This is a genomic window from Pseudomonas frederiksbergensis (assembly GCF_035751725.1).
GTDB classification, from domain to species: Bacteria; Pseudomonadota; Gammaproteobacteria; order Pseudomonadales; family Pseudomonadaceae; genus Aquipseudomonas; species Aquipseudomonas frederiksbergensis_A.
On sequence record NZ_CP142104.1, the window covers coordinates 668,038 to 690,954 of the forward strand.

The following is a 22,917-nucleotide window of genomic DNA, read 5'->3' on the forward strand; positions in this document are numbered from 1 at the left end:
CGGGAATGTGCAGCGGTTGGGTTTCTTTTTCGGAGTCTGGCAATGCCGTTACGCGAAGAATGTCTGTGGGAAAAACTGACGCCACAAAGACCAGAAAACACTGCGCTCACCGGTGAGGTCACGGTCGATGTCTGCATTATCGGCGCGGGCTTTACCGGGCTGTCGGCGGCGGTGCATTTGCTGGAGCAAGGCAAGCGCGTCGCGGTGGTGGAGGCGCATCGGGCCGGGCATGGGGGCTCGGGGCGCAACGTCGGGTTGGTAAATGCTGGCCTGTGGATCCCGCCGGACGAGATCGAGGCCGGGTTCGGCGAGGCGGTGGGCAGCCAGCTCAACCGTATGCTGGGCGCCGCGCCGGCGTTGGTATTCAGTCTCGTCGACAAATACGCCATCGATTGCCAACTGCGCCGCGAAGGTACCTTGCACATGGCCCATAACGCCCGGGGCGAGGCCGACCTGCGCAGCCGCGAAGAACAATGGAAGCGCCGCGGCGCGCCGGTTGAGCTACTCACCGGCCAAGCCTGTGCCGATGCCACCGGCACCGATAAGATTGCCGCGGCGCTGCTCGACCGTCGCGCCGGCACGCTCAATCCAATGGCCTACGCCAGCGGGTTGGCCAAGGCTGCCCAGGACCTTGGTGCGCTGATGTTCGATCATTCGCCGGTGACGCGCTTGGAGCGCCAGGGCCAACGCTGGTCGGTGCAGACCGCCCAGGGTTCGGTAACGGCCGAGCAAGTCGTGATCGCCTCCAACGCCTATACCGAGGGCGACTGGACCGAACTGCGGCGTAATTTCTTCCCCGGTTATTACTATCAGGTCGCCTCGGTCCCACTGGACGGCGAGGCCGCCCGCCGCATTCTTCCCGGCGGGCAGGGCTCCTGGGATACCCGCCAAGTGTTGAGCAGCATCCGCCGGGACAAGGACGGGCGCCTGTTGCTGGGCAGCCTGGGCAATGGCAATCGCAAGCCGACCTGGTTTCTCAAGGCCTGGGCCGATCGGGTGCAGCAGCACTATTTCCCTTATCTCAAGGCGGTGGAGTGGGAATGCACCTGGACTGGTTGCATTGCTTTCACGCCTGATCACCTGATGCGCCTTTTCGAACCGGCCCCCGGCCTGGTGGCAGTGACCGGTTACAACGGTCGCGGCGTGACCACTGGCACTGTGGTAGGCAAGGCATTCGCCGATTACCTGTGCCACGGTGATGCCAGTGCCTTGCCGATACCCTTCGCGCCGATGCAGCCCCTGGCGGGTGTCGGCCTGCGCAGTTGTCTGTATGAAGCGGGTTTTTCGCTGTATCACGCGGGCCAGTGCTTGCGGATCGTCATCTGATTGTTGAAAAGTGTTACGGATGGCGGTTTTTCTCGGCTTAACGTCTAGCCTGTTATGGTGCGGGGTGTAGCAGCCGCGCACCGACAGTGTGCACTTCGGTGACGCAGGTTGTTACACAGTGGTTGCACGCCGTTTCGCGCGGCGGTTGCAATGATGGCTCATGGAGGGTTTTACCTACTTGTAAATAAGGTTGCACCTCGTGCGGATTAGACGGTTGCACGCCCTGTGAAAAAGGGCCCGAAACAGTCGAAATAACAATAAAGCAGCGACTTTTTTAAGAATAAAAAACCGATGGCACGGCCCTTGCTCTGAGCTTTTCAGTGAAGTGAAGTCGCAGTGCCAACTAAAAAAAACCTTGGAGCACCACCTCATGTCCCAGACGTTTTACAAGAAAGGCTTTCTGGCCCTCGCAGTGGCAACTGCGCTGGGTGTTTCTGCGTTTGCTCAAGCTGATGTGAAATTTGGTGTGGCGGGGCCGATGACCGGTGCCAACGCTGCATTTGGCGAGCAGTACATGAAGGGGGCGCAGGCGGCGGCCGATGTGATCAACAAAGCGGGTGGCGTCAACGGCGAGAAGATCGTGCTGGTTGCCGGCGACGATGCCTGCGAACCCAAGCAGGCCGTGGCCGTGGCCAACCGCCTGGTTGACCAGGACAAAGTGATCGGCGTGGTCGGGCACTTCTGCTCGTCCAACACCATCCCGGCCTCCGAGGTCTATGACGAAGCTGGCATCATCGCGATGACGCCTGGCTCGACCAACCCGGCCGTGACCGAGCGCGGCCTGAGCGCGATGTTCCGCATGTGCGGTCGTGACGACCAGCAGGGCATCGTGGCCGGCGACTACATCGTCGACGTGCTCAAGGGCAAGAAAGTCGTCGTGCTGCACGACAAGGACACCTACGGCCAAGGCCTGGCGGATGCCACCAAGGCACAACTGGCCAAGCGTGGCGTAACTCCAGTGTTGTACGAAGGCCTGACCCGTGGCGAGAAAGATTTCAGCGCCGTGGTCACCAAGATCCGTTCCGCCGGTGCCGATGTTGTCTACTTCGGCGGTCTGCACCCGGAAGCCGGCCCGCTGGTTCGCCAATTGCGCGAACAAGGCCTCAAGGACGTGAAGTTCATGTCCGATGACGGCATCGTCACCGACGAACTGGTCACCACCGCCGGCGGCGCGCAATACGTCGATGGCGTGTACATGACCTTCGGCGCCGACCCACGCCTGCTGCCGGACAGCAAGGCCGTCGTGGACGCTTTCCGCGCCCAGGGCGTCGAGCCTGAAGGCTACACCCTGTACGCCTATGCGTCGGTCCAGGCCCTGGCGGCCGGCTTCAACGGCGCCAAGTCCAACAAGGGTGAAGACGCTGCCAAGTGGCTGAAAGCCAACCCGGTGAAAACCGTCATGGGTGAAAAAACCTGGGATTCCAAGGGCGACCTGAAGGTCTCCGACTACGTGGTCTACCAGTGGGACAAGGATGGCAAGTATCACCAGCTGGAAAAACAGAAGTAAGGGCTGAAGCGACCGTCCAGGCTCCGACAGGGAGCGGGACGGTCGCGCCTGACATTGCTCCGACGTAAATCTGTATTTTCCTTAGAAGAACCGCACGCCCCAGGGTGTGCAGGTTCTCACTGCGTGAGATTGCGTTATGGATGGTATTTTCCTGCAGCAACTGATCAATGGCCTGACCCTCGGGTCGGTCTATGGTCTGATCGCCATCGGCTACACAATGGTCTACGGCATCATCGGCATGATCAACTTCGCCCACGGCGAGGTTTACATGATTTCCGCTTACCTCGCGGCAATCAGTCTGGCTCTGCTGGCTTACTTCGGTATCGAATCCTTCCCGCTAATGATCCTTGGCACCCTTGTGTTCACGATCGTGGTCACTGGGGTCTACGGTTGGGTCATTGAACGCGTCGCTTACAAACCCCTGCGCAACTCCACCCGGCTGGCACCGCTGATCAGTGCCATCGGCATCTCGCTGATCCTGCAGAACTACGCGCAGATCAGCCAGGGCGCCCGTCAACAGGGTGTGCCGACGCTACTTGAAGGCGCCATGCGCGTCGACATCGGTACCGGCTTCGTGCAGCTCACCTACACCAAGATCTTCATCCTGATTGCCGCATTCGCCGGCATGGCGCTGCTGACCTACATCATCAAGTACACCAAGCTCGGCCGCATGTGCCGCGCTACCCAGCAAGACCGCAAGATGGCCTCCATCCTCGGGATCAACACCGACCGGGTGATTTCCTACGTGTTCATCATCGGCGCGGCCATGGCGGCCCTGGCGGGTGTGCTGATCACTATGAACTACGGCACCTTCGACTTCTATGCCGGCTTCATCATCGGCATCAAGGCGTTCACCGCGGCGGTACTCGGCGGCATCGGCTCCCTGCCTGGGGCAATGCTTGGCGGGATCATCCTCGGCATTTCCGAGTCGTTGTTCGCCGGTCTGATCAACTCTGACTACAAAGACGTGTTCAGTTTCTCGCTGCTGGTGCTGATTCTGATTTTCCGTCCCCAAGGCCTGTTGGGTCGCCCACTCGTGGCGAAGGTGTAAGTATGTCTGCTGCCAATAAACCGCTTGATATCAAACAAAGCGTCATCGACGCGATCCTGGCCGGCCTGATCTCGCTGATCGTGTTCGGGCCGATCGTCGGCGTGGTGCTCGACGGCTACAGCTTCAACCTGCAACCGGCCCGCGTTGGCTGGCTGGTGGCGATCGTGATGGTCGGGCGCTTCGCCCTGAGCCTGTTCCTGCAAACCCCCAAGGGACTGAAGATTCTCCAGGGTTTCGAGAGCACCGGCTCCGGCGTGCACGTGTTGCCGCCGGACTACAAATCGCGGCTGCGCTGGATCATTCCGGCTCTGATCGTGATTGCCATCGTGTTTCCGTTCTTCGCCAACAAGTACGTGCTCACGGTGGTCATCCTCGGACTGATCTATGTGTTGCTCGGCTTGGGCCTCAATATCGTGGTCGGCCTGGCCGGGCTGCTCGACCTGGGTTACGTGGCGTTCTACGCCATCGGCGCCTACGGCCTGGCGCTGGGCTATCAGTACCTGGGCCTGGGTTTCTGGACGGTGTTGCCACTGGCGGCCATTGCGGCAGCGATGGCGGGGTGCATATTGGGCTTCCCGGTGTTACGAATGCACGGTGACTACCTGGCCATCGTGACCCTGGGGTTCGGTGAGATCATCCGGCTGGTGCTGAACAACTGGCTGTCGTTCACCGGCGGGCCGAATGGCATGCCGGTTCCGGCACCGACTTTCCTGGGCTTGGAATTCGGCAGGCGAGCGAAGGACGGCGGGGTGCCGTTCCACGAGTTCTTCGGTATCGATTACAACCCCAACATCAAATTCCTGTTTATCTACATCGTGCTGTTCATCACCGTCTTGTTGGTGTTGTACATCAAGCATCGCCTGACGCGAATGCCGGTCGGTCGCGCCTGGGAAGCTTTGCGCGAAGACGAGATCGCTTGCCGCTCCATGGGCCTGAACCATGTGCTGGTCAAGCTCTCGGCCTTCACTATCGGTGCATCCACCGCTGGCCTGGCCGGGGTGTTTTTCGCCAGTTACCAAGGCTTCGTCAACCCGTCGTCGTTCACCTTCTTCGAGTCGGCGCTGATCCTGGCGATCGTGGTGCTGGGTGGCATGGGTTCGACGGTCGGTGTGGTGATCGCGGCATTCGTGCTCACCGTGGCCCCGGAACTGCTGCGCAGCTTCTCTGAATACCGAGTGCTGCTGTTCGGCGTGTTGATGGTGTTGATGATGATCTGGCGCCCACGCGGCCTGATCCGTATCAGCCGTACCGGTGTGACGCCGCGCAAGGGGGTAGCGCCATGAGCGAAGTCGTACTCAAAGTTGAAAACCTTATGATGCAGTTCGGCGGCATCAAGGCCCTCAGCGACGTCAGCCTGCAGGTCAAGCGCAACTCTATCTTCGCCCTGATCGGCCCCAACGGTGCGGGCAAGACCACGGTGTTCAACTGCTTGACCGGTTTCTACAAGGCTTCGGGCGGCAAGATCGAACTCAACGTGCGTGGCGAGCAGACCGACGTCATCAAGCTGTTGGGCGAAGCGTTTCGCCCGACCGACTTCGTCTCGCCAAAATCTTTTGCCAGCCGGCTGTACTACAAGATGTTCGGCGGCACCCACTTGGTGAACCGTGCCGGCCTGGCGCGCACCTTCCAGAACATTCGCCTGTTCAAGGAAATGTCGGTGCTGGAAAACCTGCTGGTGGCCCAGCACATGTGGGTCAACCGCAGCCTGGTGGCGGGCATCCTCAATACCAAGGGCTACCGCAAGGCGGAAAGCGATGCCTTGGACCACGCCTTCTACTGGCTGGAAGTGGTCGACCTGGTGGACTGCGCCAACCGCCTGGCCGGGGAGCTTTCCTACGGTCAGCAACGCCGTCTGGAAATCGCCCGGGCCATGTGCACCCGTCCGCAGATCATCTGCCTCGACGAACCAGCGGCGGGCCTCAACCCTCAGGAAACCGAAGCGCTGAGCGCGATGATCCGGCTGCTGCGCGACGAGCACGATCTGACCGTGGTGCTGATCGAACACGACATGGGCATGGTGATGAGCATTTCCGACCACATCGTGGTGCTGGACCACGGCAACGTGATCGCCGAGGGCGGTCCCGAGGCGATTCGCAACGATCCGAAGGTGATCGCGGCTTACCTGGGTGCCGATGAAGAGGAACTGGTATGAGTGGACCTATCCTCGAACTCAAGGAGCTGGACGTGTTCTACGGACCGATCCAGGCCCTGAAGAAAGTATCGATGTACATTGGCGAAGGCGAGACCGTGAGCCTGATCGGCTCCAACGGCGCCGGCAAATCCACGCTGCTGATGTCGATTTTCGGCCAGCCGCGTGCGGCGGGCGGGCAGATCATCTACCAGGGCGTGGATATTACCCACAAGTCGTCGCACTACATTGCTTCCAACGGCATCGCGCAGTCGCCGGAAGGACGCCGGGTCTTCCCCGACATGACCGTCGAGGAGAACCTGCTGATGGGCACCATCCCTATCGGTGACAAATACGCCAGCGAGGACATGCAGCGCATGTTCGAGCTGTTCCCGCGGCTCAAAGAGCGCCGCAACCAGCGGGCCATGACCATGTCCGGCGGCGAACAGCAAATGCTCGCCATTGCCCGGGCATTGATGAGCCGGCCCAAGTTGTTGTTGCTCGATGAACCAAGCCTGGGGCTGGCGCCGATCGTGGTGAAACAGATCTTCGCGACCCTGCGTGAACTGGCCTCCACCGGGATGACCATCTTTCTGGTGGAACAGAACGCCAACCATGCCCTCAAGCTGTCGGACCGGGCGTATGTGATGGTCAACGGCGAAATTCGCCTGACCGGCACGGGCAAGGAACTGCTCGCCAACGAAGAGGTGCGCAACGCGTATCTGGGCGGGCATTGACGCTGGTTGTGCAATGAAAAAAAAACCGGCGAATGATCGCCGGTTTTTTTATCTTTTGGATTACACCACAAGGGATTCGTATGGTTGTCCCCAATTGTGGACAACAATCCTGAGCCCCTGCGAAACCGCGACATAAAGTCGCCGCAAATAGTTGTTTTGTCACAGTTTTGACTTGTCCCCGTTTGCTGTGGAACTGGCTGTGGGTAACGTGGGAGTAGCTGGCTGCAAGCCTTTGAATACGTGGCCTACAGGGCTGTGATCGTTTTTTGATCAGTCATTTCCAGTCAGGGGAGAGCGGCTGTTGTCAACAGTTTTATAAGCACGGAAATGGGCTCGAAAGTCTGTGGGCAAGCCTGTGGATAAGTCTGTGACTAAACTCTGGAAAGACCGCGCTGAGCGTTGTAGTTGCTGGCTTGGAGCCATCGCGTCCTCAAGCTCTCGCTTATAGCAGATAAGTTGATCTGCACAACCCGACTTGCGAGGTCAAGCGAAAAAAATTTCCAAAACCCTCGCAAAGCCTTATGCACGAAGGCTTTCAGGTTTTTTACTTGCCCCCGATTACTGTGGACGTGCCTGTGGATAAGGTGCGTGCAACCCGCTGCGGCCCTTGCTGGGCAAGGCCTGGCCCTGATTGTTCGTTTTTTGAACAGCACGCCGTGAAGTGATTGATCAGCCTTGCCCCTGGCGTGCCAGGCCGGGCATGCTGTTGGCCAATTTCCGTTCAATGGTTGTTTGAAGCCTAAGCAAGGAGAACACGATGTCTGACACCCTGTTTATCACTGGCGCGACGTCCGGTTTTGGCGAAGCCTGTGCCCGTCGTTTTGCCGAGGCCGGTTGGAAACTGGTGCTGACCGGTCGTCGTGAAGAACGCCTCGATGCCCTTTGTGCCGAGCTGTCCAAGCAGACCGAGGTCCACGGCCTGGTATTGGACGTGCGTGATCGCAAGGCCATGGAAGAAGCCATTGCCAACCTGCCGCCGTCCTTCGCCAAGTTGCGCGGGCTGATCAACAACGCCGGCCTGGCCCTGGGCGTCGATCCAGCACCCAAGTGCGATCTCGATGATTGGGACACCATGGTCGATACCAACGTGAAAGGCCTGATCTACAGCACCCGCCTGCTGCTGCCGCGCCTGATCGCCCATGGCCGTGGCGCCGGGATCGTCAACCTGGGGTCCATCGCCGGTAACTATCCGTATCCGGGTAGCCACGTGTATGGCGCGAGCAAGGCCTTCGTCAAACAGTTCTCCCTGAACCTGCGTTGCGACCTGCAAGGCACGGGCGTGCGGGTGAGCAATATCGAGCCAGGCCTGTGCGAAAGCGAGTTCTCCCTGGTGCGCTTTGGTGGCGACCAGGAGCGCTACAACGCGACCTACGCCGGTGCCGAGCCGATTCAGCCGCAGGACATTGCCGATACGATTTTCTGGGTACTCAACACGCCGGCGCACATCAACATCAACAGCCTGGAGCTGATGCCGGTGAGCCAGACCTGGGCTGGGTTTGCCATCGAGCGCAATAAGGCCTGACCGCTGACGTACTTGAGCTGGAGATGGTGTTGTGGCGAGGGAGCAAGCTCCTTCGCCACGGAAGTGTTACGCCAGGTAGTCGGCCAGACCGCGGTAGCAGGTCAGAAGATGATAAGGGGTGGTCGAAGGCATGTCCCGGCGACTGACGTTGCCATCGGCGTCAAGGCATTCGTTCCAACCCTGGGCGTGCAGGAAGTGCTGCTCAAGAGCCCGCAGTTGACGCAGCAGGACTGTTTCGCTTCCAGGCCGCAAGGTCAGTGCCCGCAGGTACTCCGCTTGAGCCCAGATACGTTGTGTCGCGTCACGCGCAGATGCATGTGGCTCCAGGCTCAGCATCGCGCAAACTGCGCCGCAATCCGGATCGACACCTTGTTGTTCCGTAAGGCCGAAGCTGTGCTCCAGGGCCGTGTGCAGTTTGCCGCCGCGCAACAAGGGCGATGAAGCCAGCAGGAAATACCATTCGAACTGATGGCCTGGCTCGAACCAGTTATCCACAGCCTTGAGCGGTTTTTCCATCATGACCCTTGGCCCGGGATCCACGAAGCACTGGAACATCCCCTCGCACAGGCCCAGCAACGCCTGGCGCACGTTGGCGTCGTCGCGAACCGAAAGGGCCGCCAGGAACGCTTCGGCCAGGTGCATCAGCGGATTCTGCAGCGGGCCGGATTGGCGGGTCGACCAGTCACGCCCCAGGCTGGCTTCGTAGAGGCCATCGCCAGTGGCGAAACGTCGCGTGATCACTTCCAGCGCCGCATTCAGCGTTGATTCCACCAGCGGCTCGCGAACCTTGCCCCAGTAATGAGCGCAAGCGAACAGGATGAACGCGTGTGTGTAGAGGTCTTTGCTGGAATCCAGCGGCGCGCCCTGTGGATTGATGCTGTAGAACCAGCCGCCATGCTCGGCATCGTGGAAATGCCGTTGCAGCGAGCGGAACAGCGCAGCGGCGCGCTCCTCGGCCTGGGGTACTTCGCCGATCAGGCTGGCAAACACATACAACTGCCGCGCACACGCCATCGCCCGGTAGCGCTGGGGCGGCAGCGGCTGGTGCTGGCTATCGAGGGATTCATAGGGCAACGCCAATTCGGCATTCCAACCCGGGCCCTGCCACATAGGCACGATCACGTCGTGAAAATGCTGGCGCACCGTGGCGAACAGGGCGGTCAGTTCAGGCAAAGGGGCGGAGCGGGAAGCATCGGGCATTGGCGGACGTCGTCACGGCGGGGGGATCGATTGCGCGACATGGTAGCAGAGTGGCCGGCCTGGGGAGATGGGGTGGCTGTCAGGCCACCCTTGCCGGCGCTGGAGAATCAACCCGCCAGCAACCAAACTCCAGTCGCCGCCGAAGCCGCCCCCGCCAACCGCACCAACGGCGCCGCCGCTCGCGGCAACACCCGCACCAGCGCAAAACCTGCGCCATGCAGCGCCGCTGTCGCTGCGACAAAGCCTGCGGCGTAGGCCCAAGGGCTGGACATGCCCGGCAGCTCCAAGCCATGGGCCACGCCATGGAACAGCGCAAACATCGCCGTCGCAGCAACTGCCAGGCCCAGCGGCGGACGCACGGCCAACGCCACGGCCAGGCCCAAGGCACATACGGAGGCGGCGATCCCGTTTTCCAGTGCCGGCAGCTCCAGGCCTTCAAAACCCAACAGGCCGCCAAGCAGCATCGTGCCGACGAAAGTGCACGGCAGCGCCCAGCGTGCGGCGCCTTGTTGTTGCGCGGCCCATAAACCGACCGCGAGCATCGCCAGCAAATGATCGAGCCCACCGATGGGGTGGCCGAGTCCGGCGATCAGGCCGTTATCGCCATGGCCCGGGTGGGCGAAGGCCAGCGCCGGGGTCAATAGCAGGGCGAGGGCACTGAAGATGCGTCTGAGAGTCATGAAAAGCTTCCTTGTGATCAGTTGGGAGAATCAGGCAGCGGTCAGCAAGCCCTGGCGTTCGATGAAGGCAATGATCTCGTCCAGGCCCTGGCCGGTCTTCTGGTTGCTGAAGACGAAGGGCTTGCCGTTGCGCATCCGCTGGGTGTCGCTGTTCATCATGTCCAGGGAGGCACCCACCAATGGCGCCAAGTCGATCTTGTTGATCACCAGCAAATCGGATTTGCAGATACCCGGCCCGCCCTTGCGCGGCAGTTTGTCGCCCGCCGAGACGTCGATGACATAAATGGTCAGGTCCGACAGCTCGGGGCTGAACGTTGCCGACAGGTTGTCGCCGCCGGACTCCACCAGGATCAGGTCCAGGCCCGGGAAGCGCCGGTTCAACTGATCGACCGCTTCCAGATTGATCGAGGCGTCTTCGCGGATCGCGGTGTGCGGGCAGCCGCCGGTCTCCACGCCGATGATCCGTTCCGGCGCCAGGGCTTCGTTGCGCACCAGGAAGTCGGCGTCCTCGCGGGTATAGATGTCGTTGGTGACCACCGCCAGGTTGTAGCGCTCACGCAGGGCCAGGCACAGGGCGAGCGTCAGGGCGGTCTTGCCGGAGCCCACCGGGCCGCCGATACCCACGCGCAGAGGTTGTGTATTCATGTGTGTCTCCTAGGAACGGAACAGGCGGCTGTACTGGCGCTCATGGGCCATGCACGCCAGGGACAGGCCAAACGCGGCGCTGCCGTAATGGTCGGGATCGATGTTCGAGGCGTCTTGCTGGGCCTGTTGCAACAGCGGCAGCAGTTCGCTGGTCAGGCGCTGGGCGGCTTGCTGGCCCAGGGGCAGGGTTTTCATCAGCACCGCCAGTTGGTTTTCCAGCCAGCTCCACAACCAGGCGGCGAGGGCGTCCTGCGGGCCGATGTTCCAGGCGCGGGCCGCCAGGGCCCAGCCCAGCGCCAGGTGGGGTTCGCTGCGCTGTTGAAGAAAGGCGCGGGCCGCGCTGTCGAGTTCCGGCAGCCCGGCGAGCAGCTGTTGCAACGAATAGCCCATCTGCCGGCTTTCCTGGTGCAGCTCGCGGGTTTCCCGGCTGGCACGGTGTTGTTCGCAAAGTTGTTGCAGCGCGTCCCAATCGTTAGCCGCAGCGGCTGTGCAGTGGGTTAGCAGCAGAGGCGCTTCGAACCGTGCGAGGTTCAGCAGCAGTTGATCGCCGATCCAGCGACGTGCCTCATCCGCCGTTTTGACCCGACCGTTATCCACTGCCATTTCCAACCCCTGGGAATAGCTATAGCCGCCAATCGGCAGTTGTGGACTGGCCAGACGCAGCAGCGCCCAGGCCGGGTTCATGTACGCACGCCAAACTGATGCAGGCGCGGCGCGTAATTGAAATCTTCATCGCCATGCCGGGAATGATGATGGCCGCCACCATAGGCGCCATGTTCCGGCTGGAAGGGGGCTTCGATGGCTTCGGCCGTGGCGCCCAGTTGTTCGAGCATTGCCTTGAGCACGTAGTCGTCCAGCAAGCGCAGCCAGCCATTGCCCACTTGCAGGGCCACGTGTCGATTACCCAAGTGGTAGGCCGCGCGGGTCAGTTCGAACGCATTGGCACAGGTGACATGCAGCAATTGCTCAGGACGCGCGCAGACCCGCACGATGCGGCCGTCCTCGGCCTGTAGGCATTCGCCGTCGTACAACGGCGGCTGGCCTCGCTCGAGGAACAGCCCAACGTCTTCACCTTCGGCACTGAAACAGCGCAGGCGGCTTTTGCTGCGTGCATCGAAGGTCAAGTGCAACTCGGCGTCCCAGCCAGGCTGAGTGTCGATTCTGCGGTGAATCACCAGCATCGGAGTGCTTCCAGCAATGAACAATGCTGTGTTTAGAGCAAGGGGCTTGCCAAAGGAAGGGGATGTAGGAAATGGCGGGGGATGGCTTTTGCGATGGGAGTGAATTGCGTTCCATATTGGTGCGCTGCGGGATATCTGGCACCATTTTGCGGCGAGCAGAATATCCCCATTCGGTTATTCGGTGCTGCCCAATCCGCGCCAATGCTTGAGTCCAATGAAGATGAATCGCAACTGCTGGGTGATCTTTGCCTGGGGCGTGAGGTGTTCGGGCAGGGCTTCGGCGGGTGGATCGATGATGTCCGGCAGGGTGGCGAACACGCTCTTGACGATGAGGTCGGCCATCACGTTGAGCCCGGCAAGGTCCAGGTGCTGGAGTTTCGGCATCAGCGCCAGGTCGGCCGCCAGGTCCGAGCTGATGTCTTCGCGCAGCCTTGCGATGGCTTGACGGACCGGTTGCGAACCGCCGTATTGCTCGCGGGCCAGGAACAGGAACTGCGATCGATTGGCGTGGACCACGTCGAGAAAGATCCGCACCGACGCATCGATAATGCCGCCCATGACGAACTCGTTGTGACGCACCAGTCGAATCGTTTCGCGAAAGGTCTGGCCGACTTCGCTGACGAGCGCCAGGCCTAGTTGGTCCATGTCCTGGAAATGCCGGTAGAACCCGGTGGGAACTATGCCTGCCGTCTTGGCAACTTCGCGAAGGCTCAGGCTGCCGAACCCCCTGCCGCATTCCATCAAATGGCGGGCTGCGTCCATCAGGGCATTTCGGGTCTGTTGTTTCTGTTCGGCGCGGGGCAGCATCGCAGGACTGACTTCCGAGTCTTGGGAGCGACGCACTCTAGCAAATCGGCTTTGCCGTCGTCGAACGGTAGGAGGTCATCGAGGGGAAACGAGGCGCTGGAAAAATCAAAAGCCCGATTCGAGGAATCGGGCTTTTTTATTGACCACCATGGGCTCAGCTCACTGTGCTGTTGCGTTCGATTACACGATCACCACCGCCTTCGGCCAGGGTTTGACCTTGTGGGGTGCGATCGGAGCCGTCAGCAGCCAGGGTTTGACCCGGAGTGCGATCGGAGCCGTCAGCAGCCAGGGTCTGGCCCGGAGTGCGGTCGGAGCCGTCAGCAGCCAGGGTTTGACCCGGAGTGCGGTCGGAGCCGTCAGCAGCCAGGGTTTGACCCGGAGTGCGATCGGAGCCGTCAGCAGCCAGGGTCTGGCCCGGAGTGCGGTCGGAGCCGTCAGCAGCAAAGGTCTGGCCCTGTGGGGTGCGGTCGGAACCGTCTTCGACCAGACCTTTTTGCTCCAGGCGGTCACGACCACCTTCGGCTACGGTTTGGCTGTAGACAGGCTGACTGTCCTTGACCTGCGGTGTGGCTTGTTCGGAAGCTGGCAGGGCAAAAGCGGTCGAGGCCAGCAGTGAAAGGGAAAGGCTCATCAGTAGTTGGCGTTTCATGATCGTTGCTCCTTGGGAGGGCTAAAAAGTGGGTACGAGGGCAATGCTACTCTCGATAAGTCGATATAAAAGTTCATAAACACAATGGTAATAATCAACGGAATTGATTGTTCGGCGGAAAGGCTCTAGAACGCGGCTTTCAGCGGAGCGTTTTCGCCCCGGAGTGGGTAGTTTGTACTCACTCGCGCCCCGCAAATGTGCGGCGGCGGTAACAGGTAGCTGTCGAGTCGGTCAGGTTCCCGTGTGTTTTTTAGTGCCGTTCGTCACCCTTGGTGGTAAACCTGTCGGCCGTTTTGCCTGTCCAACGATCATCGACAACGAGCCGGCTACAGGTTCGATTGCCCAGGCGTCGTAGTCCGGACGCCCATTTGCCTCAGGAGCCTTGTGCATGACGCGCACCTCAAAAATCTTCGCCTGGGGCTTTGCCTGCCTCATTGTCCTGCTGGCTGTGCTGGTGCTGGTCATCGCGTTTTTCGATTGGAACCGCATCAAGCCGGCGCTCAACGCCAAGGTTTCCGAGGAGTTGCATCGCTCGTTCGCCATCAATGGCAACCTGGCGGTGATTTGGCGCCGCGAGCTCGACGAAGGTGGCTGGCGGGCATGGTTGCCATGGCCGCACGTGGTGGCCGAGGACCTGACCCTGGGAAACCCGGAATGGTCGAAGACCCCACAGATGGTCACGCTCAAGCGCGTTGAGTTGCGCGTTTCACCCTTGGCATTGCTGGCCCGGCGGGTGGCCATCCCGCGTATCGACCTGACAGGGCCCGACGCCAGCCTGCAGCGCCTGGCCGATGGTCGCGCCAACTGGATCTTCCAGTTCGATCCGAAGGACCCGGACGCCGAACCGTCCAGCTGGGTCGTGGACATCGGCGCCATTGGTTTTGACAAGGGGCACGTCACGCTGGATGACCAGACGCTCAAGACCCGGCTCGACGTGTTGGTCGACCCGTTGGGCAAGCCGATTCCCTTCAGCGATATCGTCGGCGAAACAACCGCGAAAAGAACCCGCGAGCAGGGTTCGTCTCCCCAGGACTATGCCTTTGCCTTCAAGGTCGACGGGCAATATCACGGGCAGAGTCTCAGCGGATCCGGCAAGGTCGGTGGCCTGCTGGCGTTGCAGGATGCGGCGCAACCTTTCCCGCTACAGGCCCAGGCGAAGATCGCCGATACCCGCGTCGAACTGGCCGGTACCCTGACCGACCCGAAAAACCTCGGCGCCCTGGATCTGCGTTTGAAACTGGCCGGCAACAGCCTGGCCAATCTTTATCCGCTGACGGGTGTGACCCTGCCGGATTCGCCCCCTTATTCCACGGATGGTCGATTGATCGCCAAGCTCCGTGAGCCGGACGGCGCCCAGTTTCGCTATGAGGCGTTCAACGGCAAGATCGGCGACAGCGACATTCACGGCAACCTGGCCTATGTCGCCAGCCAGCCCCGGCCCAAACTCAGCGGCGCGCTGGTCTCCGATCAGTTGTTGTTCAGCGATTTGGCGCCGCTGATCGGCGCAGACTCCAACGCAGAACAAAAAGCCCGTGGGGGCGCCAGCAAACAGCCGTCCGACAAGGTACTGCCGGTGGAAGAATTCCGCACCGAACGCTGGAGCGTGATGGATGCCGACGTGGAGTTCACCGGCAAGCGTATCGTCCACAGCGAGCAGTTGCCGTTTACCGACCTCTACACGCATTTGGTGCTCAACGATGGCCAACTTAGCCTGGAACCCCTGCGCTTTGGCGTGGCCGGCGGCCGGCTCGATGCGCAGATCCGCCTCAACGGCCACACCCAGCCTCTCGAAGGCCAAGCTAAATTGACCGCGCGAGGCTTCAAGCTCAAGCAGCTGTTCCCGGGGTTCGAACCGATGAAGACCAGTTTCGGTGAACTCAACGGCGACGCGGATATTTCCGGGCGCGGCAACTCGGTGGCGGCGTTGCTGGGCACGTCCAACGGCACCCTGAAGATGCTCATCAACGACGGCGCCATCAGCCGCGAGCTGATGGAGCTGGCGGGGCTAAACGTGGGCAACTACGTGGTGGGGAAAATCTTTGGCGACAAGGAAGTGAAGATCAACTGCGCAGCGGCTGATTTCGATATCAAGACCGGCCTGGCAACCACGCGCCTGTTCGTATTCGATACCGAGAACGCGATTATCTATATCGACGGCACGGCGAACATGGCCACCGAACAACTGGACCTGACCGTCACGCCCGAGTCCAAGGGCTGGCGGTTGATTTCCCTGCGCTCGCCGCTATACGTGCGAGGTCCCTTTGGAAAGCCTGCCGCAGGGGTCAAGGCCGTACCGCTGATGCTGCGCGGTGCCGGCATGGTTGCCCTGGGTGTCATCGCCGCGCCGGCGGCGGGGCTGTTGGCCCTGGTGGCACCCAGCGGCGGCGAGCCGAACCAGTGCGCGCCGTTGCTGGAGCAGATGAAGGCGGGCAAGGCGCCGGTGACCGTCAAGCCCACCCGATAGCCAGACTTGCAGTCGGTCGGCGATGACGCCCTGGGGCGAATCAGAGATCGGCCAGGATATCGGCCATGTCATCGGCGTGCTCTTCTTCCTGGGCCAGGATGTCCTCGAAGATGCGCCGCGTGGTCGGGTCTTTTTCGCCGATGTACTGCACGATTTCCCGGTAGCTGTCGATGGCTATGCGTTCGGCTACCAGATCTTCGAACACCATTTCCTTGAGCGTATTGCCCGCCACGTACTGGGCATGGGAATGCCGGGTCAACAGGTCGGGGTTGAATTCCGGTTCGCCGCCCAGCTGTACGATGCGTTCGGCGAGCCGGTCGGCGTGCTCGGATTCCTGGTTGGCGTGTTCGAGGAACTCGCTCGCCGCGACGCTTGCCTTCAGGCCGGTGGCCATGAAGTAGTGCCGCTTGTAGCGCAGCGTACAGACCAGCTCGGTGGCCAGTGCTTCGTTGAGCAGGCGGATGATTTCCTGGCGGTCGGCGCTGTAGCCTTCGGTGACCGCGCCGTTCTGGACGTTCTGGCGCGCACGTTCGCGCAAGGTCGTGACGTCGGATAAGTGCATGTCGCTCATCTCGTTCTCCTGGAGGCTGATCCGGTTTGGCGTCACGCTCTGCTGGCGCGATCGCTCTAGTTCTGAGCGACGCTGTCCTGGAAAAGTTTTACCGGATTTTTCAGTGCGTGCCCGGACAGGCGTGCTTCTTCCTCTACCCATTGGAAAAATGCCCGCACGGGCGGGTGCCGCTCACGTCCCGGCACGCACAGCGCGCTGTAGCCTGCGCCATTGACCTGGACGTGCGGGCGATAACCCACGAGCAGGCCGCTGGCGACGCTTTGCGAAGCGAGGATGTTGCTCGCCAATACCAGGCCTTGGCCGGCAATGGCGGCTTGCAAGGCGTAGTGCTCTTCGTCGTATTCACGCATGCAAGGCTGCTGGCTCATCCAGTTTTCCGCTGCCTGGGTGCACCAGGCATCCCAGCCATGGGCGTACAGCTTGGAATTGTGCCAACGCACACTGATCAGCGTCGGCGGCTGCCGGGTGGCCAGCGCGACTTGTTCCGGTGAGCCATACACGCCGAAGCTCTCTTCAAACAGGCACAGGCCGTAAAGGTTCGAGTAACCGTCCAGGCTGTAGCGCACCACCAGGTCGACGCTGGCGTCCTGATGCAGGTCGATGACCTCGCAATGAGTGTCCAGCCGCACCTTGATGTTTGGATGGCGCGCGTAAAACCGTCCCAGGCGCGGCACCAGCCACAGGGCGGCAAACGCCGCGGTGGTGGAAATCGTCAGATGAGTGGTGCTGCGCAGCGGACGGAGGCTGTCGACGCTTTGCGCAACTTCCAGCAATGCCCCGTGCAGGCTGTGGAACAGGCGTTGCCCGGCGTCGGTGAGACGCACCCGACGCGGCAGGCGTTCGAACAACTGCGCCCCCAGCCAGGTTTCCAGTGAGCGGATCTGGTGGGAAATCGCCGTTGGCGTGACCGAAAGCTCTTCAGCCGCCGCCTTGAAGCTGAGCAAGCGGGCAGCGGACTCGAAGGCGCGCAAGGCGTTCAGGGGCAGGCTGGCAAACATTGCAAATCTCCGCACGGATGAAATGAGTTCATCTCGATGAACTAACGCTCATTTGAGAGTAAGCGCTACCGGGACTCAAGCTAAAGGCCACAAAGCAGTTCCGATTGTAGTCGCAATGAAGGAGTTAGAGATGAACAGTATTCTTGTCGTACAAGGCAGCCCCCGTGGCGAGCGTTCCCACTCCCGACGTCTGACGGAGACGTTCATGCAGGCCTGGCAGGGCGCCAACCCCCAGTCCCGGTCGACTCGCCGCGAGGTGGGGCGCACCGTCCTCCCGGCAGTCAACGAAGCCTTTATCGCTGCGGCGTTTTATCCCGAGCCCCAGGCGCGACCGTTGACCATGCAGGCCGACCTGGCGTTGAGCGATGCGCTGGTGGCCGAACTGCAAGCCCATGACCGCCTGGTGATCTCCGCACCCATGCACAATTTCGGGGTGCCCAGCGGTGTGAAGGCCTGGGTCGACCAGATCGTACGCATCGGCGTGACGTTCAACCACAGTCTCGACAACGGAGTTTCGCAGTACGAGCCGCTGGTGTCGGGCAAGAAGGCGCTAATCGTGACCAGTCGCGGCGATTTCGGCTTTGGCCCCGGCGGCCAGCTGGAGGCAATGAATCATGCCGACACGTGGCTGCGGGCGGTCCTGGGTTTTATCGGCATCAACGACGTGACGGTGATAGCCGCCGAAGGCGAGGAATCGGCCGAGCACAGCTTCGCGCGTTCCTATGCCGAGGCCGAGCAGCGCTTGCTGGCACTGGCGCGGACGTTCTGATGGACTGGGCCCTGCTATGACCGGGCTGAAGTGACGTGGGTGTCATAGACTGGTCATCATCGGTACTGATGCTGACCACCTCTTGATCGCAAGGATGTCGCCATGTCGCAACGCTGTGCCACTCGTTACCCGCTGGTGCTGGTCCCGGGCATGCTCGGTTTCATTCGCCTGGTGTTGTATCCGTACTGGTATGGCATCGTGGAGGCTCTGCGCCGGGGCGGGGCCGTGGCGATCCCGGTGAAGGTCTCGCCCTTGCACTCGTCCGAGGTTCGCGGCGAGCAGTTGCTGGCGCGGATCGAGGAAATCCTGAAGCAAACCGGTGCACAGAAAGTCAACTTGATCGGCCACAGCCAGGGCGCCCTCAGTGCCCGCTACGCCGCGGCCAAGCGCCCGGACTTGGTGGCGTCGGTCACTTCGGTGGCCGGCACCAACCACGGCTCCGAACTGGCCGACTACCTGCAAACCCATTATCCGGCCGACAGCGCCAAGGGCCGGGTGCTCAGTGCCTTGCTGCGGCTGATCAACGCCATCATGAGCCGCTTGGACACCGGCTATCGCGGACCTCGGCTGCCGGCTGACCTGCAGGCCTCCCATGCCTCACTGACGACCGCGGGCGTGGCGCTGTTCAACGAGCGTTACCCACAGGGCTTGCCGCAAGCCTGGGGTGGGCACGGCCCGGAAGAGGTCAATGGCGTGCGTTATTACTCCTGGTCGGGAACGTTGCAGCCGGGCAAGACCGATAAAGGGCGCAACCTGTTCGACGGCACCAACCGCACTTGCCGTTTGTTTGCCCGCACCTTTGTCAGGGAAGCGGGACAATGCGACGGCATGGTCGGGCGCTACAGTTCGCACCTGGGGACCGTGATCCGGGATGATTATCCGCTGGACCACTTCGACATCGTCAATCAGTCGTTAGGGCTGGTGGGCAAGGGAGCAGAGCCGATCCGGCTGTTTGTCGAGCATGCCGAGCGGTTGAAGGCGGCCGGGGTGTAGCCAGCTTGCTCCGGGCGGCGATCCGACGATGGCGGCCGCTCAGGCACTAAAGGTCAAAAGATGAAGGTGTAACAGGCCTTGTCTACACTGCACCCCATCGCCGTACCCTCGTGCGGCAACCAGGAGAAACACCATGAAGATGCTTCGTGTGCCTTTGTTGATGCTCGGTCTGTTGCTGTGCGCCCAGGGCTACGCCGAGACGGCGCAGCAGAACAAGATGACCACCTGCAACGCCGACGCCAGCGCCAAGGCCCTCAAGGGTGACGAGCGCAAGGCCTTCATGAGCAACTGCCTCAAGGCTACCCCACAGGAGCGCATGAAATCCTGCAACGCCACCGCCACCGAGCAGGCGCTGAAGGGTGACGCTCGCAAGGCGTTCATGAGTGAGTGCCTGAAGAAGAAATAAGCGCCGCAATCTTCTGAACCCTGGCACAAATCGGCCGATACAATCCCTAGTGCTGCCAGCGGATCGCTGGCAGACTGCCGATCCTTTCACGCCGTTTTGTCCTGGGGCTGTATGCCAACGTTTTCTCAGCGTCATGTGTTGTTGGTGATCAGTTGGGTGATCATTTTTGGTGGGTTGTTGCTGGTGCTGCCGCTGCGCCTGTTGCCGAGCCTGTTGGCCGGATTGCTGGTGTTCGAGCTGGTCAACATGCTCACCCCGCAGTTGCAACGCCTGATCGAAGGCCGCCGCGCCCGCTGGCTGGCGGTGGCGTTGCTGGGCACACTGGTCGTGAGCGTGCTGTCGCTGATCTTCGCCGGGGCTTTCAGTTTCCTGCTGCACGAAGCGGAAAATCCAGGCGCTTCCCTGGACAAATTCATGGCGGTGGTCGATCGCGCCCGTGGTCAGTTGCCGCCCTTTATCGATGCTTATCTGCCCGCCAGCGCGGCGGAGTTCCGGGTGGCGATCGGTGATTGGGTGAGCAAGCACTTGAGCGACTTGCAGCTCGTGGGCAAGGACGCGGCCCACATGTTCGTGACGCTGCTGATTGGCATGGTGTTGGGCGCCATCATCGCCTTGCAGCGCATCCCCGACCTGACCAAGCGCAAGCCCTTGGCTGCCGCGCTGTTCGATCGCCTGAACCTGCTGGTCAAGGCGTTTCGCAATATCGTTTTTGCGCAGATCAAGATCTCCCTGCTCAACACCTTCTTCACCGGGATTTTCCTGGCGGTGGTGCTGCCGCTGTTCGGCATCCAGCTGCCGTTGACCAAGACGCTGATTGTGATGACGTTCCTGCTGGGGCTGTTGCCGGTGATCGGCAACCTGATGTCCAACACGCTGATCACCGTCGTTGCCCTGTCGCTGTCGATCTGGGTGGCGGTGGCGGCGCTGGGTTACCTGATCGTGATCCACAAGCTCGAATACTTCCTCAACGCCCGTATCGTCGGCGGGCAGATCAGCGCCAAGTCCTGGGAACTGCTGATGGCGATGCTGGTGTTCGAAGCCGCGTTCGGCCTGCCGGGGGTGGTGGCGGGGCCGATTTATTATGCGTATCTCAAGAGTGAGTTGAAGCAGGTGGGGATGGTATAGCACCGTCGTCTTACCTGTTATTTTTGACAGTAGACGGTGATTTCGGGAGTCGTTAGCTTCGAGTAAGGGTTTGCATCCCTCGCAAACCCAGCTACCAGGAGCATATCCATGAGTGTAATCACTATCGATGACGAGACATTTACTGTCGAAGTGCATCAATCGAAGATTCCGGTGGTCTTGGCGTTCATAAGCGACAACAAGGCTAGCGGCAGGATGAAGGATGTCCTTGATCAGTTGGCCCAGGACCTTGGCGGTAAAGTCAAAGTGGCGCAGAAGAAATTTGAAGCAACGGGACTGCTTGAAAAAAACTACGACGTACAGTCTGCCCCGACGACCCTACTCATCCAGACGGAAACGGTCGTCGGGCAATATTCCTTTGAGTGGTTCAAGAACAAGATCGAGAGCTCACTCAATCTTTGACTTTCAATCTTCGCGAATTGAAACCAATGAAATAATTGGCCAGTTGCGCTCCCTGGTCTGCGGGCCCCACCCGAACAGGCTCGGCCAGATCAGGGGCGTTCAGTCCTGGACTCCGTACCGCTTCATCGCCTCGATCGCCAACCCACTGCCGATACTGCCAAAGATATTGCCTTCCACATGCCGCGCCTGGGGCAGCATGGCCGAGACGCTGTTGCGCAGTGCCGGGATGCCGCTGGAGCCACCGGTGAAGAACACCGTGTCGACCTGATCGACCCGCACGTTGGCATCGTTGAGCAACTGCGTGACGCTGTTGCGCACGCGCTCCAACAGGCCGTCGATCGCTGACTCGAACAGGGCGCGGCTCAAGTCCACGCTCAGGCCTGGCTCGATCCGGTCCAGGGGCACGTGGCGCTGGTCGGCGTGGGTCAGCTGGATCTTGGTTTCTTCCACTTCCATCGCCAACCAGTGCCCGGCGCGCTGTTCGATCAGCTTGAACAGCCGGTCGATGCCCGCCGTGTCTTCGATGTCGTAGCGCATGCTGCCCAGGGCCAGGGTGGATTTCTGCGAGTACACCGAGTTGATGGTGTGCCAGGTCGCCAGGTTCATGTGGTGGCTGGTGGGCATGTAGGCGCCGCTTTTCATCCGGCTGCCGTAGCCGAACAGCGGCATCAGGCCTTGCAGGCTGAGTTGCTTGTCGAAGTCGGTCCCGCCGATGTGCACGCCGCCGGTCGCCAGGATGTCGGCGTGACGGTTGTCATGCGTGCGCCGCTCGGGCGACAGGCGCACCAGGGAAAAGTCCGAGGTACCGCCGCCGATGTCGACGATCAGCACCAGCTCTTCTTTTTCAATGGTCGATTCATAATCGAACGCCGCGGCGATGGGCTCGTACTGGAACGAAACTTCCTTGAAACCGATGGCGCGGGCCACGTCCACCAAGGTGTTCTCGGCTTCCTGGTCGGCCAGTTCATCGTCGTCGACGAAGAACACCGGGCGTCCCAACACCACTTCTTCGAATTCCCGACCGGCGGTGGCTTCGGCGCGTTTCTTCAACTGGCCGATGAACAACCCCAGCAAGTCCTTGAACGGCATGGCCGTGCCCAACACGCTGGTGTCGTGCTTGATCAGCTTGGAGCCCAGCAGGCTCTTGAGCGAGCGCATCAACCGGCCTTCGTAGCCCTCCAGGTATTCATGCAGGGCCAGGCGGCCATACACCGGACGGCGTTCCTCGAGATTGAAAAAGACCACCGAGGGCAGGGTGATCTTGTCGTCCTCCAGCGCGATCAACGTTTCCATGCCGGGGCGCAGCCAGCCGACGGTGGAGTTGGACGTGCCAAAGTCGATGCCGCAGGCACGGGCCGGGGATGCGTTTTTCATGTCTTTCGGGTTCCAGTTGAAAAAACGGCCGCGCAGTGTATGTCAGTGCGGCGCGGATTCGAAGGCCGGTTATCTGCTAATTCGCAAACACAGGCCTTGAAAGACACCCCGACACCCCCAAACTTGCTGGCATGAGCCCAGTGGCCTGTATGGTCAGTTCTGTTAGCTCAACTTCGGCGCCGGAAGCCCCTAGCCTGCGTTGCTGTTTCTCGCCATAGCGGGCTATGACTCGTCACAGCGTCTTGGCTAGGGACTTCTGGCATCCGAATTTGAACTAACGAACCGACCACACAGGCCACTGGCAGCCACAGGGCGGGCACAAGAACCGCCACCGGCTGCCGATAAACTTCTGAAGCGCCGCCCG

23 protein-coding genes are annotated in these 22,917 nt (G+C 61.1%); 13 read left to right on the plus strand and 10 right to left on the minus strand.

Features of this window, described 5'->3' with window-relative positions:
* Positions 1–42 precede the first annotated feature (42 nt).
* The 7 genes from amaA (at position 43) to VQ575_RS03010 (ending at position 8,271) form a co-directional block, all read left to right on the plus strand.
* Positions 43–1,326 (plus strand): L-pipecolate oxidase, encoded by a 1,284-nt coding sequence (amaA, locus tag VQ575_RS02980; RefSeq protein WP_039592563.1) that lies wholly within the window; start codon positions 43–45, stop codon positions 1,324–1,326.
* Between the two features lie 370 nt (positions 1,327–1,696).
* Entirely contained in the window at positions 1,697–2,833 is a 1,137-nt protein-coding gene (locus VQ575_RS02985; protein ID WP_039592564.1) for an ABC transporter substrate-binding protein, read from the plus strand.
* Between the two features lie 136 nt (positions 2,834–2,969).
* Positions 2,970–3,884, plus strand: a complete 915-nt coding sequence (locus VQ575_RS02990; protein WP_039592565.1) for an ABC transporter permease subunit — start codon at positions 2,970–2,972, stop codon at positions 3,882–3,884.
* Positions 3,885–3,886: 2 nt separating this feature from the next.
* Complete coding sequence (livM, locus tag VQ575_RS02995) at positions 3,887–5,167, plus strand: high-affinity branched-chain amino acid ABC transporter permease LivM (protein WP_039592566.1); 1,281 nt, start codon at positions 3,887–3,889, stop codon at positions 5,165–5,167.
* Entirely contained in the window at positions 5,164–6,036 is an 873-nt protein-coding gene (locus tag VQ575_RS03000; protein WP_039592567.1) for an ABC transporter ATP-binding protein, read from the plus strand. The genes livM and VQ575_RS03000 overlap by 4 nt, the downstream gene beginning before the upstream one ends.
* A complete protein-coding gene (locus tag VQ575_RS03005; RefSeq protein ID WP_325919034.1) occupies positions 6,033–6,749 on the plus strand; it encodes an ABC transporter ATP-binding protein in 717 nt (238 codons plus the stop codon). Before VQ575_RS03000 ends, VQ575_RS03005 begins: the two co-directional genes overlap by 4 nt.
* Positions 6,750–7,506: 757 nt before the next feature.
* Positions 7,507–8,271: an SDR family oxidoreductase gene (locus VQ575_RS03010; RefSeq protein ID WP_030140131.1), complete on the plus strand. Its 765-nt coding sequence runs from the start codon at positions 7,507–7,509 to the stop codon at positions 8,269–8,271.
* Positions 8,272–8,337: 66 nt separating this feature from the next.
* Here VQ575_RS03010 and VQ575_RS03015 read toward each other — a convergent pair whose 3' ends face one another.
* The 7 genes from VQ575_RS03015 to VQ575_RS03045 form a co-directional block, all read right to left on the minus strand.
* On the minus strand, positions 8,338–9,471 hold the full coding sequence (locus VQ575_RS03015) for an AGE family epimerase/isomerase (RefSeq protein WP_325919036.1): 1,134 nt from the start codon (positions 9,469–9,471) through the stop codon (positions 8,338–8,340).
* A 107-nt stretch (positions 9,472–9,578) separates the two neighbouring features.
* Positions 9,579–10,151, minus strand: a complete 573-nt coding sequence (locus tag VQ575_RS03020) for a HupE/UreJ family protein (RefSeq protein WP_039592570.1) — start codon at positions 10,149–10,151, stop codon at positions 9,579–9,581.
* A gap of 30 nt (positions 10,152–10,181) precedes the next feature.
* Positions 10,182–10,796 (minus strand): urease accessory protein UreG, encoded by a 615-nt coding sequence (gene ureG, locus VQ575_RS03025; RefSeq protein ID WP_039592571.1) that lies wholly within the window; start codon positions 10,794–10,796, stop codon positions 10,182–10,184.
* A 9-nt stretch (positions 10,797–10,805) separates the two neighbouring features.
* Complete coding sequence (locus VQ575_RS03030) at positions 10,806–11,480, minus strand: urease accessory protein UreF (protein ID WP_045155005.1); 675 nt, start codon at positions 11,478–11,480, stop codon at positions 10,806–10,808.
* Positions 11,477–11,977, minus strand: a complete 501-nt coding sequence (gene ureE / locus VQ575_RS03035) for an urease accessory protein UreE (RefSeq protein WP_045155006.1) — start codon at positions 11,975–11,977, stop codon at positions 11,477–11,479. Before ureE ends, VQ575_RS03030 begins: the two co-directional genes overlap by 4 nt.
* Positions 11,978–12,151: 174 nt before the next feature.
* The gene (locus tag VQ575_RS03040) at positions 12,152–12,784 is read right to left on the minus strand and encodes a TetR family transcriptional regulator (RefSeq protein WP_039592574.1); all 633 of its coding nucleotides are present in this window, start codon (positions 12,782–12,784) and stop codon (positions 12,152–12,154) included.
* Between the two features lie 154 nt (positions 12,785–12,938).
* Positions 12,939–13,433 carry a hypothetical protein gene (locus VQ575_RS03045; protein ID WP_039593477.1) on the minus strand — a complete coding sequence of 165 codons (495 nt, stop codon included), beginning with the start codon at positions 13,431–13,433 and terminating at the stop codon, positions 12,939–12,941.
* A 388-nt stretch (positions 13,434–13,821) separates the two neighbouring features.
* Between VQ575_RS03045 and VQ575_RS03050 the strand changes: the two genes are divergently transcribed.
* Positions 13,822–15,897, plus strand: a complete 2,076-nt coding sequence (locus VQ575_RS03050) for an AsmA family protein (RefSeq protein WP_325919038.1) — start codon at positions 13,822–13,824, stop codon at positions 15,895–15,897.
* 40 nt (positions 15,898–15,937) lie between these two features.
* On the opposite strand, the gene VQ575_RS03055 is transcribed toward VQ575_RS03050, so the two are convergent.
* The gene (locus tag VQ575_RS03055) at positions 15,938–16,468 is read right to left on the minus strand and encodes a ferritin-like domain-containing protein (protein WP_039593479.1); all 531 of its coding nucleotides are present in this window, start codon (positions 16,466–16,468) and stop codon (positions 15,938–15,940) included.
* A 56-nt stretch (positions 16,469–16,524) separates the two neighbouring features.
* Entirely contained in the window at positions 16,525–17,466 is a 942-nt protein-coding gene (locus VQ575_RS03060) for a LysR substrate-binding domain-containing protein (protein WP_198724109.1), read from the minus strand.
* A 130-nt stretch (positions 17,467–17,596) separates the two neighbouring features.
* Here VQ575_RS03060 and VQ575_RS03065 point away from each other — a divergent pair, with 130 nt between their 5' ends.
* The 5 genes from VQ575_RS03065 (at position 17,597) to VQ575_RS03085 (ending at position 21,179) form a co-directional block, all read left to right on the plus strand.
* Positions 17,597–18,235, plus strand: a complete 639-nt coding sequence (locus VQ575_RS03065) for an FMN-dependent NADH-azoreductase (RefSeq protein ID WP_045155009.1) — start codon at positions 17,597–17,599, stop codon at positions 18,233–18,235.
* Between the two features lie 102 nt (positions 18,236–18,337).
* Positions 18,338–19,228: an esterase/lipase family protein gene (locus VQ575_RS03070; RefSeq protein WP_045155010.1), complete on the plus strand. Its 891-nt coding sequence runs from the start codon at positions 18,338–18,340 to the stop codon at positions 19,226–19,228.
* A 133-nt stretch (positions 19,229–19,361) separates the two neighbouring features.
* Complete coding sequence (locus tag VQ575_RS03075) at positions 19,362–19,634, plus strand: PsiF family protein (protein WP_039593483.1); 273 nt, start codon at positions 19,362–19,364, stop codon at positions 19,632–19,634.
* 111 nt (positions 19,635–19,745) lie between these two features.
* Positions 19,746–20,759, plus strand: a complete 1,014-nt coding sequence (locus VQ575_RS03080; protein WP_039593484.1) for an AI-2E family transporter — start codon at positions 19,746–19,748, stop codon at positions 20,757–20,759.
* Positions 20,760–20,867: 108 nt separating this feature from the next.
* Positions 20,868–21,179 (plus strand): thioredoxin family protein, encoded by a 312-nt coding sequence (locus VQ575_RS03085; protein WP_325919040.1) that lies wholly within the window; start codon positions 20,868–20,870, stop codon positions 21,177–21,179.
* A 99-nt stretch (positions 21,180–21,278) separates the two neighbouring features.
* Here the strand turns inward: VQ575_RS03085 and VQ575_RS03090 are convergent, their stop codons facing one another.
* The gene (locus tag VQ575_RS03090; protein ID WP_325919041.1) at positions 21,279–22,553 is read right to left on the minus strand and encodes an Hsp70 family protein; all 1,275 of its coding nucleotides are present in this window, start codon (positions 22,551–22,553) and stop codon (positions 21,279–21,281) included.
* Positions 22,554–22,917 lie beyond the last annotated feature (364 nt).